The 13,886-nt window shown below is 36.1% G+C and carries 11 protein-coding genes and 1 pseudogene; 6 read left to right on the forward strand and 6 right to left on the reverse strand.

What is annotated here, in order from left to right; translation table 11 throughout:
* Positions 1-186 (forward strand): annotated as a pseudogene (locus J2Y60_RS14560) (hypothetical protein); the annotation flags it as partial.
* A 15-nt stretch (positions 187-201) separates the two neighbouring features.
* Here the strand turns inward: J2Y60_RS14560 and J2Y60_RS14565 are convergent.
* Complete coding sequence (locus J2Y60_RS14565) at positions 202-1,575, reverse strand: OmpA family protein (RefSeq protein WP_309919695.1); 1,374 nt, start codon at positions 1,573-1,575, stop codon at positions 202-204.
* 297 nt (positions 1,576-1,872) lie between these two features.
* Here J2Y60_RS14565 and hisB point away from each other — a divergent pair, with 297 nt between their 5' ends.
* On the forward strand, positions 1,873-2,994 hold the full coding sequence (hisB, locus tag J2Y60_RS14570) for a bifunctional histidinol-phosphatase/imidazoleglycerol-phosphate dehydratase HisB (RefSeq protein WP_309919693.1): 1,122 nt from the start codon (positions 1,873-1,875) through the stop codon (positions 2,992-2,994).
* 323 nt (positions 2,995-3,317) lie between these two features.
* On the opposite strand, the gene hslU is transcribed toward hisB, so the two are convergent.
* Both hslU and porQ read right to left on the reverse strand, forming a co-directional pair.
* The gene (gene hslU / locus J2Y60_RS14575) at positions 3,318-4,712 is read right to left on the reverse strand and encodes an ATP-dependent protease ATPase subunit HslU (RefSeq protein WP_309919690.1); all 1,395 of its coding nucleotides are present in this window, start codon (positions 4,710-4,712) and stop codon (positions 3,318-3,320) included.
* Positions 4,713-4,766: 54 nt separating this feature from the next.
* Positions 4,767-5,801 carry a type IX secretion system protein PorQ gene (gene porQ, locus J2Y60_RS14580; protein WP_309919687.1) on the reverse strand — a complete coding sequence of 345 codons (1,035 nt, stop codon included), beginning with the start codon at positions 5,799-5,801 and terminating at the stop codon, positions 4,767-4,769.
* A 307-nt stretch (positions 5,802-6,108) separates the two neighbouring features.
* Between porQ and J2Y60_RS14585 the strand changes: the two genes are divergently transcribed.
* From J2Y60_RS14585 to J2Y60_RS14595, 3 genes are all read left to right on the forward strand, one after another.
* Entirely contained in the window at positions 6,109-7,665 is a 1,557-nt protein-coding gene (locus J2Y60_RS14585; protein ID WP_309919683.1) for an acyl-CoA carboxylase subunit beta, read from the forward strand.
* A gap of 146 nt (positions 7,666-7,811) precedes the next feature.
* A complete protein-coding gene (locus J2Y60_RS14590) occupies positions 7,812-8,897 on the forward strand; it encodes a M42 family metallopeptidase (RefSeq protein WP_309919680.1) in 1,086 nt (361 codons plus the stop codon).
* A 173-nt stretch (positions 8,898-9,070) separates the two neighbouring features.
* Positions 9,071-10,090, forward strand: a complete 1,020-nt coding sequence (locus tag J2Y60_RS14595; protein WP_309919676.1) for an AraC family transcriptional regulator — start codon at positions 9,071-9,073, stop codon at positions 10,088-10,090.
* A 171-nt stretch (positions 10,091-10,261) separates the two neighbouring features.
* Here the strand turns inward: J2Y60_RS14595 and J2Y60_RS14600 are convergent, their stop codons facing one another.
* From J2Y60_RS14600 to J2Y60_RS14610, 3 genes are all read right to left on the reverse strand, one after another.
* Positions 10,262-10,612, reverse strand: coding sequence for a DUF4260 domain-containing protein (locus J2Y60_RS14600; protein ID WP_309919673.1), 351 nt, complete (start codon positions 10,610-10,612; stop codon positions 10,262-10,264).
* Positions 10,613-10,700: 88 nt separating this feature from the next.
* A complete protein-coding gene (locus J2Y60_RS14605; RefSeq protein ID WP_309919668.1) occupies positions 10,701-11,657 on the reverse strand; it encodes an NAD-dependent epimerase/dehydratase family protein in 957 nt (318 codons plus the stop codon).
* A 174-nt stretch (positions 11,658-11,831) separates the two neighbouring features.
* Positions 11,832-12,953 (reverse strand): redoxin domain-containing protein, encoded by a 1,122-nt coding sequence (locus J2Y60_RS14610; RefSeq protein ID WP_309919665.1) that lies wholly within the window; start codon positions 12,951-12,953, stop codon positions 11,832-11,834.
* A gap of 149 nt (positions 12,954-13,102) precedes the next feature.
* Here J2Y60_RS14610 and J2Y60_RS14615 point away from each other — a divergent pair, with 149 nt between their 5' ends.
* Positions 13,103-13,885 (forward strand): amidohydrolase, encoded by a 783-nt coding sequence (locus tag J2Y60_RS14615; RefSeq protein ID WP_309919662.1) that lies wholly within the window; start codon positions 13,103-13,105, stop codon positions 13,883-13,885.
* Position 13,886 lies beyond the last annotated feature (1 nt).

The raw sequence follows: 13,886 nt of genomic DNA on the forward strand, positions 1-13,886 counted from the left end.
GTAGCACTTATCTATGACTTTTTGATGTACTTAATTAACAACTGGGGAAATTGGATACAATTAGTATTAAAACAATGGTGTCATAGAACAGGAAATCGGTACCGAAATGCTTCGATACCGATTTACAGATTAAGAATAGCCATTCACAATATATTATGGACAACTTTTACCCAAAATTCGGGATGACACATGTTTTAATGATTATTTCTTCACTACTTTCAATTCTATTCTTCTATTTTTAGCTTTACCCTCTTCGGTCGCATTGCTTGCAATAGGATTTCTTGAGCCTCTTCCTACAAAATCAATTCTAGTATCTTTGATACCATTACCAATCAAAATATTTCTAATAGCTACTGCACGTCTGGCTGTTAATCTTATATTTTGGAGAGAATCACCCGTATTATCTGTAAAAGCTGTTAGCTTAATTTGTACACGTGGATAAGCCAAGATAATTTTGGCTAAATCATTAACAGTTTTGTCAGAACCTGCTGTTAGGGCTGCAGTATTACCTTCAAAGCCGATATGATCAAAAGTAAAAATTCTATTGGGAGCTGCAACAGAGTCAGATAAGTATCTAGCAAAATTGTAGGTAAAAGAACCATCTGTCAAATCTACTTTTTGACCATTTGGCAAATTCACTCCGATTGTTTTTGTTTCGTTAATGGTATTAGCCGTATCTACTTTAGCAACGGTGGTATCTTTTGATAGACTATTAGTGTCAATGACAGCACCTGTTACTTCTTCCATATCAGACGAATCGGTTATAGCAGTAGATGAACTACTAAGGCTTTTCCAGTCGTAAGTAAAAGCAAAATATCCTAATCCAGCAATTACTGCTACTATTAATATTGAAGGCAAAAACCATTTAGGAATTTTCATTGATTCTGACGCTTCACTTTCATAGTTTTTTCCTGAATAGGTTACTTTTTGTTCTGCCATTGGTTTGGCAGCCACAGGATTATTCACAGAAACGGATTTAATAGGCGCCGCCGGAGCAAACTGTATTGGTTTTATCTCCTGACTCATGAAAACTGCAATACCCAAAGTATCAATCATTTTAGGTTGAAGAGCCTCTGGTGTTTCATCTATCAAATAAGCCTTTTGTTCTAATAAATAATTAGCTAAATGTATTTTATCTAGCCCTTGGCTAATGACCAACTTCCCTAATTTACCCACAATAATCGGTGCAACCCCAGCCATTATCAACGTAGCAGATGAATTTCTGATGCTAGCATATTGTGAAATCAAGGTAGCGACAGAGCTTTTTTTATCAGGTAAAAGTAAACTGATTACACTACTACCCTGTTCAAAAAGTGGGGCAAAACTTTCTTTATCTCTTAAATAGTCATCTAATCTATCATTAATACTTCCATCGTGTTTACCACGTTGAATAACATTCATTAAAGTAGTAGCACCTGCTTCATTAGAGACTCTCTTCATCAAACCTCCAATTAATGTAGGGATTAGTCCATCAATAGCCACTTTTACTTTCGCCTCAGTTTCCCCTGTTATGTTAGCAATTTTTAATGGAATATCTCCTGCAAACAGCTCTTTAAGTTCTCCAAATAAATTCATACTCTTATTTTTATAATTCTTTTAATGTCGATTCAAAATTACAACCTTATTATTTAAAAAACACTCAAAATGTTTTCAATGGCAAATCTTTCCTAAGAATTCCCTCTCAATTTTTACAATTTATTTCCTCCCTAAAATTCACTGCTTTTGCTTAAAAATAGATTTTCTCACAAAAATCAGACATCTAAAACAATAAACATCAAGCAAATTTGAAAAAAGTGATAAAACTCTAGGATTGTCGTACTAATTTTGTGATTCCCATTTCAAATTCATGATTTTGGAATCATATTATATTTTATGAAAAAAATATTGTTTATTGACCGTGATGGTACTATTATCGTTGAACCTCCAACAGATTTCCAAGTAGATTCTCTAGAAAAATTAGCGTTTCTTCCCAAAGCAATTTCTAACCTTCGCAAAATAGCCGAAGAGGCAGATTTTGAATTGGTAATGGTAACAAATCAGGACGGTTTAGGAACAGACTCTTTTCCAGAAAATACCTTTTGGCCTGCACACAACAAAATGATGGAAACGTTGAGTAATGAAAATATTCATTTCGCTGATGTTCACATCGACCATACCTTTGAACATGAAAATGCGCCGACACGTAAGCCAAGAACGGGAATGTTGCAAAAATATTTTGATGAAACCGTTTATGATTTAAAAAATTCTTTCGTTTTAGGTGACAGACTCACTGATGTTCAATTAGCTATTAATTTAGGAGCTAAAGCAATTTACTTAGGTGATAATGAGCCTGAGGATAAAGTATTAAATGATGCTGTTGCACTGACGTCAAAAGATTGGGACGAAATTTATCAGTTCCTACGCTTACCAGAACGTATTGGTAGCATAGAACGTATTACAAAAGAAACGCAAATTTGGGTAACTGTCAATTTAGATGGAAAAGGTAAATCAAACATTGATACAGGTTTAGGCTTTTTCGACCACATGTTAGACCAATTGGCGAGACATTCGGGTGCAGATTTGACCATCAAAGTAAATGGCGATTTACATATCGATGAACACCATACGATTGAAGATACGGCTTTAGCTTTGGGTGAGGCTTATTTAAAAGCATTGGGTGATAAGAAAGGAATTACCCGCTACGGTTTTTATTTATTACCGATGGACGAAGCCTTAGTACATGCTGCGATTGACTTCTCAGGAAGAAACTGGATGGTTTGGGATGCTAAATTCTCGCGTGAGAAAATCGGGGAAGTGCCTACAGAAATGTTCTTCCATTTCTTTAAATCGTTTACAGATACGGCCAAATGTAATTTGAACATCAAAGCCGAAGCTGATAATGAACATCATAAAATAGAAGCTATTTTTAAGGCTTTTGCAAAGGCTATCAAAATGGCAACGAAACGTGAAATCAAAGATTTAGATATTCTCCCTTCAACAAAAGGCGTATTGTAAACCTTATTTTACGTGTTTGGTAGCTAAATTAAACAAAGAATTAATCACGAATAATCTATATTTGGTAATTCTTAGTTACCTTTGTAAGCAAGAAAAAATCGAATATTTGAACCTTCAAAATCATATAAAAATGTCTGGAACATTATTAACTTGGGCTTTCTTTATTGCACTTATGGGTGCTTCTACTATTGTCGCTATCAAATTACAAAAAGTTTATAACGAAAGAGGTAAGTAATTAGCCCCAATTTTCTAAAGGTATTGTACCAAAAAGAGCTTCTTGAAATTTTCAAGAAGCTCTTTTTTATGAATTAAACATTGATATTTTACAAAATATATTGGCTCAAATCTCTGTTTTTTACCATTCCTCCCAAGCGTTCCAACACTAGTTCTTTGCCAATCACTATTTTTTCATTAGGAACTATCACATCTGGTATATCAAACATAATATCGTTTAATAAATGAGACATTACCGTTTGTAAACGCCTTGCTCCGATATTTTCAACTTCTGAATTTACGGCAAAAGCTATTCTGGCTATCTCTGCTAAGGCTTCATCATCAAAAGATAATTCTACTCCCTCTGATTGTAATAAAGAAATGTACTGCTTCGTCAAAGCACTTTTAGGTTCTTTTAGTATCCTATAAAAGTCTTCTTCTTTTAAACTTTGCAATTCTACCCTGATAGGAAATCTACCTTGTAACTCAGGAATCAAATCACTCGGCTTTGAAACATGAAAAGCCCCTGCTGCGATAAACAGCACGTGGTCAGTATTAATGACACCATACTTAGTATTCACCGTAGAACCTTCAACGATAGGCAACATATCTCTTTGTACACCTTCACGACTTACGTCGGGACCACCTCCGCCACTTCTCGACGATGCTATTTTATCTATTTCATCAATGAAGATAATCCCTAAGTTCTCAGCTTTTCTGATAGCCTCCTCCTTTACTTCATCCATATCAATCAGTTTTGCTGATTCTTCTTCCAAAAGTACCTTGCGCGCATCAGCGATAGTCATCTTACGCTTTTTCTCTTTTTTGGGTAACATTCCTCCAATCATTTCAGAAATATTCATCATCGACATTTCATCAATTGGTCCACCCATCACCCCAATGTTGGGCGTATTTACACTGCGGACGGCAATATCAATCTTACGGTTTTCTAGTTCTCCTCTTCTTAGCTTTTCACGGAATAGCTCTCTGGTTCTTTGGTTCAATTCTTCGTCGCTTTCAGGGACTTCGTTACTATCAAAACCTACCTTTTCTTGCTTTTTCTTTTTACCTGTTTTGCCCATTGATGGCACTAATGCTTCCACAATAATCTCTTCAACGATTTCAGAGGCTTTATCTTTTACTTCTTCTTTTTTAGCTGATTGTACTAGATGAATAGACGACTCAACTAAATCTCTGACCATTGATTCTACATCACGCCCTACATACCCTACTTCTGTAAACTTTGACGCCTCAACTTTTGTAAACGGAGCGTCGGCCAACTTTGCTAATCTACGTGCTATCTCAGTTTTCCCAACACCAGTCGAGCCAATCATTAAGATATTATTGGGTGTAATTTCTTTTTGCATTTCTATTGGAGCATTCATCCGTCTCCAGCGATTTCGAAGTGCAATTGCTACATTTTTCTTGGCATCTTTTTGCCCAATGATGTATTTGTCGAGTTCTGCGACAATTTGTTTAGGAGTTAATGATTCTAAATTTGCCATCTTTTAAACTTTCCACGAATTGGGGATTTAACCAACGCGTGGGTCGGTGAATTTTTATTTTATTATTCTGTTTAAGTCACAAACTAAACCAAAACTATTCAAATTTCCTGCGGTATTATAGCCTGAATACCCATAGGAAAAATCCAAGAGTTTGGTGTGTATTAAAAAACCAAAGGAGAACCCAGAAAAGCCACTGATATTCTGTTGACTCAACTCGGCAGCCCTTAAATGATTATAACCAATTAAAGCATGAAAATTTTTATTAAACAAAATTTCTGTGCCAACTACAAAATGCCTTGCTATTTTATCTGCTAAACCTACTTTATTCTCAATGATATTACCATTAAAGTCTTTTTTGATAATGGTTTTATCTAAATATGCAATATCGTATTGATATAAGTGATGAGCCGTAAATGAAAAACGGACTGGCATATATTTAGGTTTAAAACTAATACCTGCTTGTACATCAAAAGGTAAATTGCTATTATCAAACGGAGTATAGGCTTTTAATAATGCTCCCATATTTTTTGCACTTATCCCAAGCGTCAATGCTTGGGTAGGATGCTTAAATATAGCACCAAAATCTAACAATAAAGCTACCGCTGAATAACTTTCTACGACTGATGACACATATTTTATACTTCCCCCAAAGGTAATATTGCCTTGCGTCCTAGCACTGGATAACGTAAGTGCTACATCATTAGCGGTAAATTGTCCAAGAATATTTCCAGCAGCATCTGTTAATTGAAAATTGCCATAATTAACCGACTGAACACCTAAAGCAACAATGTTTTTCTTGAAACTTCGACCATAAGCAGCCGTGGTATAATTGATGCCTGCAAAATAAGGAATATAATTTACAGCTAAAAGATTATGCAAAGTGGTATCTAAAAGAGCAGGATTTTGGAAAAGTACATTTATATCTTTATTGGTATGCGAAACGTTTATTCCACCCAAAGCTAACGTGACAGGATTGCTGGGAATATTCAAAAAGCTGAAGCTTTGATTACCTCCAATCTGAGAAAAACCTTGTCGGGCAATTTGTAGAAAAAATAGTATGAAAAATTTCCAAATGTAATTTTTATTCATGCTTCATTTAATATTTTTTGTCCTTTAATCATAATATTGTTTAACCAAACTACAACCTTATATTGAGTGATATAAAACAATTTTGATAAAAACGAACCAAGATAAGCATTCAATCTAGTATAAGACTATTTATTTATATTTATTATTGTGTAATTTATCAGAATATCGCTAGAGTTTTCATTAAAATACACAAAAAAAATAAAATTATACAAAATCAAGAAACTATATTGTTTTTGCAGGTAATTGCTATTTGAAAGTATATCTTTGATAAGAATTCTAATAAAACAATAGAACAAAATCATTCAAAATGAATACAGGGGGCAATCAAGTGAAATTTGATGAATTAGCAAAGAAAAATACTGAAGCTTTATTGGGTGGAGGTGAAAAACGAATTGAGGTTCAACACAAAAAAGGAAAGCTGACAGCACGCGAAAGGGTAATGTTGCTATTGGATGAAGGTAGTTTTGAAGAGATTGGCAAATTCGTGATGCATCGCTGTAAAGATTTTGGGTTAGATAAAGAATATTACTTGGGAGATGGCGTAATTACGGGCTATGGTACCGTAAATGGGCGTTTGGTCTATGTATTTGCCCAAGACTTTACCATCTTTGGCGGAGCACTATCCGAAACACATGCGGAAAAAATCTGCAAGATTATGGATTTAGCCATGAAAAATGGTGCTCCTATTATTGGTCTGAATGATTCTGGTGGCGCTAGGATTCAAGAAGGCGTTACTTCATTGGCAGGGTATGCGGATATTTTTTATAAAAACACCTTGGCTTCGGGCGTAATTCCACAGATTTCGGCCATCATGGGGCCATGTGCAGGTGGGGCGGTATATTCTCCAGCGATAACCGACTTTATTTTAATGGTTGAAAACACTTCATATATGTTTGTAACAGGCCCAAATGTGGTAAGGACTGTTACCCACGAGGTGATTACTTCAGAGGAATTAGGCGGAGCTTCCACGCATTCTACCAAATCGGGCGTGACACATTTTTCTTGTGCCAACGAAGTGGTCTGTATCAATAACATCAAAAAAATATTATCGTATGTTCCTCAGAACTGCGAAGATAAAGCGCCTTCCCTACCCTATGAAATAGGCAATGAAGAACGAAAAGGCTTGGATAGCATTATTCCAGAGAACCCTCATCAGCCTTATGATATCAAGGAAGTAATTGAGCATATTACTGATACCGACTCATTCTTTGAAGTACATAAAAACTATGCTGAAAATATTGTCGTTGGCTTTGCTCGTCTGGCAGGTAGAAGTATTGGTATCGTAGCCAATCAACCTATCGTGATGGCGGGCGTATTAGACATTCAGGCAAGTCAGAAAGCTGCCAGATTTGTTCGTTTTTGCGATTGCTTCAATATTCCATTATTGGTGTTAGAAGATGTCCCTGGGTTTATGCCTGGCACTAACCAAGAATGGGGCGGCATCATCTCTCATGGAGCAAAACTATTGTATGCTTTCTGTGAAGCCACTGTACCAAGAATTACGGTAATTACCCGCAAAGCCTATGGAGGCGCTTATGATGTAATGAACTCCAAACACATTGGCGCTGATATGAACTATGCTTGGCCAACAGCCGAAATTGCAGTGATGGGGGCTAAAGGTGCGGCGGAGATTATCTTTAAAAGAGAAATATCAGAAGCAGAAAATCCTGTGGAGAAACTACAAGAAAAAGTAGAGGAATATACCGAGAAGTTCGCTAATCCGTATAGAGCGGCACATCGTGGCTATATTGATGAAGTAATTCAGCCTTCAGAAACGCGTCAGAAATTAATACGCGCTTTTAAAATGCTGGAGAATAAAGTAGCTAATTTACCAAGGAAGAAGCATGGGAATATTCCTTTGTAGCTGTGAGCTTTGAGTTATGAGCTTTGAGCTTCTTTTTTGCAGGATATTTAACTAAAAATTGATTTTTATCCCCAAAGGCTTTAAAAACCTTTGGGGTTTTGTATTTTTGTAAAAATGACATTTAGAAATATATCAATACTTTAATTATGACTGAAAACGCAAAAACATTTCTCTACGAATACCTTAACAATGCTTCGCCAACTGGTTTTGAAGCATCGGGACAACAAATTTGGTTAGACTATATCAAACCTTATATCGACGAAACTATCATTGATGTGTATGGTACAGCCGTTGGCGTGATTAAACCAAACACTGCTTCGTTGGCAAAATCTTATAAAGTAGTTATCGAAGCGCACGCTGACGAAATATCTTGGTTTGTAAACTATATCGACGATAATGGTTATATTTTTGTAAGAAGAAATGGTGGTTCTGATGCCGTGATTGCTCCGTCTATGCGTTGTAATTTACACACTAAAAAAGGTGTTGTAAAAGGCGTATTTGGCTATCCTGCTATTCACGTGCGTGATTTGGCAAAAGACAAAGCTCCAACTGTAAATGATATTTTTATTGATTTGGGTGCTGCCAACAAAAAGGAAGTGGAAGAAATGGGCGTTCATGTTGGAACGGTGGTAACTTTTGAAGATGGTTTAACTGAATTGAACAATCGTTATTACGTTGGTCGTGCGTTGGATAACCGCATTGGTGGCTTTATGATTGCAGAGGTAGCACGCATGTTAAAGGAAAATAAAGTTGAACTTCCTTTTACATTATATGTGGTAAATGCTGTACAAGAAGAAATCGGTTTACGTGGTGCTGAAATGATTGTAAGACGTTTGAAGCCAGACGTAGCAATTGTTACAGACGTTACCCACGATACCCAGTCGCCGATGTATAACAAAAAAGAACAAGGTGATTTAAAATGTGGTGCTGGCCCTGTAATTTGTTATGGTCCTGCTGTACAAAATAACCTACGTGATTTTATTATTGACGTAGCTGAATCTAAAGAAATTAAAATCCAGCGTCAAGCAGTTTCTCGTTCTACTGGTACGGATACTGATTCATTTGCTTATGCAACTGAGGGAGTAGCTTCTGCGTTGATTTCTTTACCATTAAAATACATGCACACAACCGTTGAAACCGTTGCGAAAGACGATGTGCAAGCAGTAATTAATTTGATTTACGAATCTCTATTGGCTCTGACTGGCAACGAAGATTGGCGTTATTTGAAGTAAGAAATTAGCTTTGAGCAGTGAGCTGTGAGCTTTTTTTAGGCTAAAAAATCTCATTGCTCATATGAGCGAGCTATAAGCAACGAGCATTGAGCTGTGAGCTTTTTTATGCTAAAAAATTAAATCTCATAGCTCATTGCTCACAGCTCAAAGCTCACTAATCACAGCTTAACAATATGTCCAACACACTTTCTGTTTCTTCTTTCAACTTAATTCTCTATTCAGCCCAACAGAGAGGTGCTGAATACAGTGTGCTGTGCGAAAAAGTAGGATTAACAGCCGATATGCTTCAAGACCCTGACGCTCGTTTACCTATCAGAAAAGTGCAGGAATTATGGAAAGAGGCCGTGGAAATGACGGGTGATGAACATTTAGCATTGCATATAGGTGAATCTATCAATACTGTTGCAGTAGGGATTTTAGCTTACGTAATGATGCACTGCCCTACTCTAGGCAAAGCCTTAGAAAAACTTTGCCAATATCAAGATATCGTTTGTGATGGTTCAAAAACTGAGTTTTATATAAAAGACGATTTGGCTTATGTAACTTTAACACAGTTAAGCGAGGATATGCTTTATCCACAATATGCTTTTGAATCTGAATTATCTATTTATAATGAAGCCGTAAAAGGTATGCTTGGTAGAGCACTACCCCTTCATGCAGTGCATTTTAATTATCCTGCATATTCATCTCATTTAAGTGAGTACCAACGCATTTTTAAGACTGAGCAGGTACTCTTTGAAAGTGATATTACAGGAATCGTTTTTGATAAAAAGTACTTAGACTATCCTATTCTAAATGCCAATCCAAATCTTTTTCCTTTGTTTGATAAGCACGCGCAAAGTATTCTGAGTAGCCTTAAACAAGATAATTCTATCAAAGAAAAGGTTAAGAAAGAGATTTTGGACGGACTAAAAGGGGAAGAGCCATCGTTATTTAATATTTCTAGGAATCTCGGCATTGGGTTACGTTCACTACAAATGAAACTCAAGGAAGAAGGAGTCACTTTTCAGCAACTCCTTGATGATATCCGTAAAAACTTGGCTGTTCAACATCTACAAGAAACACATTTAAGCACGACAGACATTGCTTATTTATTAGGTTATTCTGAACCAAGTGTTTTCTTTCGTTCCTTCAAAAAATGGACTGGTTATACTCCAAACGTGTATCGTAAAAACCCTAAAATGGTAGCGTGAGTCAATTAGTGAGTTAGTGAATGAGTGATTTAGTGATTATCATTTAAAACCGTGAAGGTCGACGGCTCACAAATTACCTATTCTTTTACTTTTGACTCATTCCTTGGAGTTTTATTAAGCGTTCCCTTCTTAAAAGCTCATTTCTCATAGCTTATAGCTCAAAGCTGACACCTATTTCCCTATCTTTCCCAAATGCGTATTCCCAAAACTATCTTCATATTTTAAGCCATAACCCATCATTCTATCAAAGGATGAGTGTGCAAATAGAATTGTTCCCACTAATAAAATGACTTGGTTTTGTAGGTAAAACCCTAATACTAACATACTAATGCCTAAGGCTTTATGGTGAACAAAATTATATAGCCAAGCACCAACTTTAGTATTAATTAAGTATCCTAACATTCCTAAATCTGGTGTTAACAATAATGCTGGAAAGTACCACCAAGCAAATTCCAATCGACTGAAAATTAGTATTCCCAACACAAATTCAGCCATTTCTTCAAGTCTTAATATAGTTTTCATAATGTTTTTTGTATTTAATATCTGTTTGTTTAAAAGGTAAAATGTTAAACTAAAAAAAATCTCACTGCTCAAGGCTTTCCGCTCACAGCTACTTCACAAGCTCATTCTCCTTAAACCAATCCAACGTTTGAGTAATGGCTTCTTGCAAAGGAGTTTCTTTGAAAGTTGGAAAAATACTTCTCACTTTACTGTCGTCCAGTATTACTGTTCCTTCAAAAAGGTAAAGCATCTCTTTTACTTCTTTCATTACTGGCATAAAAATTCCTAATACTGTAAATAACCATTTGGGATAAACCGTTATCTTTTCTGGAGCATTGGCTGACCTTGAAATCTGGTTAAGAAAACCTTTGATTGTTGGATGTGCTTGTCCGCCATAATTATAATTTTCATAAGGTTGCTGAACACCTCTTTGCATTAATCTTACCATCATTTCGGCAGCATCTTTGGTAAAAACCATCTGATGTGGAATATCAACACGAACAGAATAAGAGATAGCGTTACCTTTAAGGGCATTTATAAAAATAGGCTTTATACCCGCATTCAATACATTAGGACCCCAAAAATCTGGCAAACACACATCTAATACCTTACATTTCCCAGTATGGGCGGCATCTTTCAACATCTTCTTTAACTCAACACGCAAAGCTCCTTTTCGGGTGCAAGGATGCTCAGGAGAATCTTCTTTAATTAATGGGGTTTTGCCATAGTTGTAAATATTCCCAGGAAAAACAATCATTGCTTGATTGATACTGGCAGCTTCAATAATCTTGGCAGTCACTACATCCATATTACCAAACCATTGGTCATAAGGATAATTAATCCCGTGAAAAATATACTTTTTGTCGGCAGAAACTTGTTTTAAAAGATTCAAATCTTGCACATCACCTTTGATGATTTCTAGATTGTCAAAGTCTTTAAAAAGATTTGTTGCCTTGGCTACATCACGAACAATGATGCTTACTGGAATATTTTTGCGAAGTAAATTTTCGGTAAAAGCATAACCAATACTTCCTGTTGACCCTAGAACTAAGATTTCTGATTGCATGTTTTCTGGTTGTTTAATGATGATACAAAGTTGTCTTAATCCATCGAAATCGTCCTTGACCAATCGTGCAAATAACATGACATTTCACGAAAACCTATTAATAAAATAGCGACTAACCTCATGTTTATTAACATCAGATTAGTCGCCATGTATAATACTTAAATAAAATTCAGCCTAATAATATCTCCCTACAGAAGGGTTATCTACAATGATTCTCTTCATTTCCTGAGGATTAATCGTGCCTTGTTTCTGATACACTACCTTTCCATTCGGCTCTATCAGCAAAGTATACGGCAAAGCGCCTTGCCATTTTGGGTCAATAAGTTCTATCAGCTTGTAGGCATCATCTGAATTAAAAATATAATTTTTGTTAGAAGCCTGTAGTCTTTTCAGCGTTGCCAAAGCTTTATCTTTTTTGTCTGGTTTATCTGCCGAGACAGTCACTAATTCAAAATCTCGTTGTCTAAACATTCTATTGATGGTCATAAAATCAGGCAATTCTGCCACACATGGCCCACACCAAGTAGCCCAAACGTTGATTAATCTTAATTTGCCCGAATCATTTTTCAATAAACTCTTGATACCTGCTTCATCGATTGATTCCAACGCTACGGGTTCTTTTGCCCAATCTACTTTTTCTTGAGCTGCTAATTCTCTTTTACCTCCCCATTTTATCGAACATCCAAACGTTTTGGTTTTACTCACCGTTACGGGCTTGTCCGCCAATAATTCATCAAGGGCTCTTCTGGTATCATGATTTTTAGGCGTCCCCGTTGGTTTCTCAACATCATCAATTCTTCCCGAGTATCTTAATATTCTTTTTTGATCAAAAATAAAGGCATGAGGCGTAGCCACAGGTCCATATTTTTTAGAGGCTACTTCCGTATCACCATCATACAAATAAGGAAAATTGAAATGGTGTTCTTTTGCCCTGATTTTCATATCATTGTAGCTATCGCCCAAATCAGTATAACCCATTTCGTCCAAACGCACACTTACGGGGTCATTGGGTGAAATAGCTATTACTTGCACTCCTTTGGCTTGGTAATCGGTCACTAGCTTTTTGATTCGCTCTTCATAAGATTGTGCCGTCGGACAATGATTACAGGTAAATACTACAACTAAAAGTTTGGCTTTGGCAAAAGAATTGAGCGTATACATTTTGCCATCAGTTCCCTTTAAATTAAAATTAGGAGCAGCAGCGCCAATTTCTAAAGTAGGATGTTCTTCAATATTTTTGAAGCCCAATAATGCTATGCAAATCGTTAATAATGAGAGGGAAAGTATTCTTTTCATAGTTTTGATAAATTTTTTTTTTCTATACAAAAGAAAACACTTTTTCGGACTAATGTATCTTGCTTTGGTTGCTTTATTTGATTGAGCCATAGAAAATCACTATTTTTGGTAATAGTCACCCACTATTTTTCTTTTATAAAGATATATTTATGCAAGACCTTTCAATAACTCTTATTCAAACGAATTTATATTGGGAAAACACCACTGCTAATTTGGCGATGTTAGAAGAAAAAATTGCGCTGATTGATACGCCTACTGACCTTATTATTTTGCCAGAAATGTTTAATTCTGGCTTCACGATGAATGTAAAAGAGGTTGGAGAGCCCATGAATTTTTTCGTGCAAAAATGGATGAAACAACAAGCAGCACAAAGCAATGCCGTGCTCACGGGTAGTTTTATTGTAAAAGATGGCAATCAGTTTTTCAATAGATTAATCTGGATGCGTCCTGATGGTAGTTTTGAGCAATACGACAAACGTCATTTATTTAGAATGGGTGGCGAACATCATTATTTTACAGGTGGTACAAAAAAGCTAATTGTGGAATTGAAAGGCTGGAAAATTTGCCCGCTAATTTGTTATGATTTACGGTTCCCAGTATGGTCTAGGAATGTAAATCAAGCGTACGACTTATTAATCTATGTAGCCAATTGGCCAGCAGTTCGTTCAAAAGTGTGGGATACCCTCCTACAAGCACGTGCTATTGAAAACCAAGCTTATGTAGTTGGGCTAAACCGTGTAGGCAAAGACGGAATGGATTTAATATATTCGGGCAATTCGGCAGTGATTGATTTTAAAGGTAATCAACTTTTTTATGAAGAAAATATTGAAATTGTAACCACACAGGTACTCCATAAAAAAAGTTTGGCTGAATTCAGAGAGCAATTCCCTGCTTATTTAGATGCGGATAGTTTTGACATTAAAACCAATTGAT

Origin of the sequence: Arcicella sp. BE140 (assembly GCF_031456255.1) — a bacterium.
GTDB lineage: Bacteria > Bacteroidota > Bacteroidia > Cytophagales > Spirosomataceae > Arcicella > Arcicella aquatica.

What these genes read in the sequence shown, in the direction of transcription:
- J2Y60_RS14565 (WP_309919695.1), bottom strand. Translation starts at nt 1,575, where the DNA reads ATGAATTTATTTGGAGAACTTAAAGAGCTGTTTGCAGGAGATATTCCA.
- hisB (WP_309919693.1), top strand. Translation starts at nt 1,873, where the DNA reads ATGAAAAAAATATTGTTTATTGACCGTGATGGTACTATTATCGTTGAA.
- hslU (WP_309919690.1), bottom strand. Translation starts at nt 4,712, where the DNA reads ATGGCAAATTTAGAATCATTAACTCCTAAACAAATTGTCGCAGAACTC.
- porQ (WP_309919687.1), bottom strand. Translation starts at nt 5,801, where the DNA reads ATGAATAAAAATTACATTTGGAAATTTTTCATACTATTTTTTCTACAA.
- J2Y60_RS14585 (WP_309919683.1), top strand. Translation starts at nt 6,109, where the DNA reads ATGAATACAGGGGGCAATCAAGTGAAATTTGATGAATTAGCAAAGAAA.
- J2Y60_RS14590 (WP_309919680.1), top strand. Translation starts at nt 7,812, where the DNA reads ATGACTGAAAACGCAAAAACATTTCTCTACGAATACCTTAACAATGCT.
- J2Y60_RS14595 (WP_309919676.1), top strand. Translation starts at nt 9,071, where the DNA reads ATGTCCAACACACTTTCTGTTTCTTCTTTCAACTTAATTCTCTATTCA.
- J2Y60_RS14600 (WP_309919673.1), bottom strand. Translation starts at nt 10,612, where the DNA reads ATGAAAACTATATTAAGACTTGAAGAAATGGCTGAATTTGTGTTGGGA.
- J2Y60_RS14605 (WP_309919668.1), bottom strand. Translation starts at nt 11,657, where the DNA reads ATGCAATCAGAAATCTTAGTTCTAGGGTCAACAGGAAGTATTGGTTAT.
- J2Y60_RS14610 (WP_309919665.1), bottom strand. Translation starts at nt 12,953, where the DNA reads ATGAAAAGAATACTTTCCCTCTCATTATTAACGATTTGCATAGCATTA.
- J2Y60_RS14615 (WP_309919662.1), top strand. Translation starts at nt 13,103, where the DNA reads ATGCAAGACCTTTCAATAACTCTTATTCAAACGAATTTATATTGGGAA.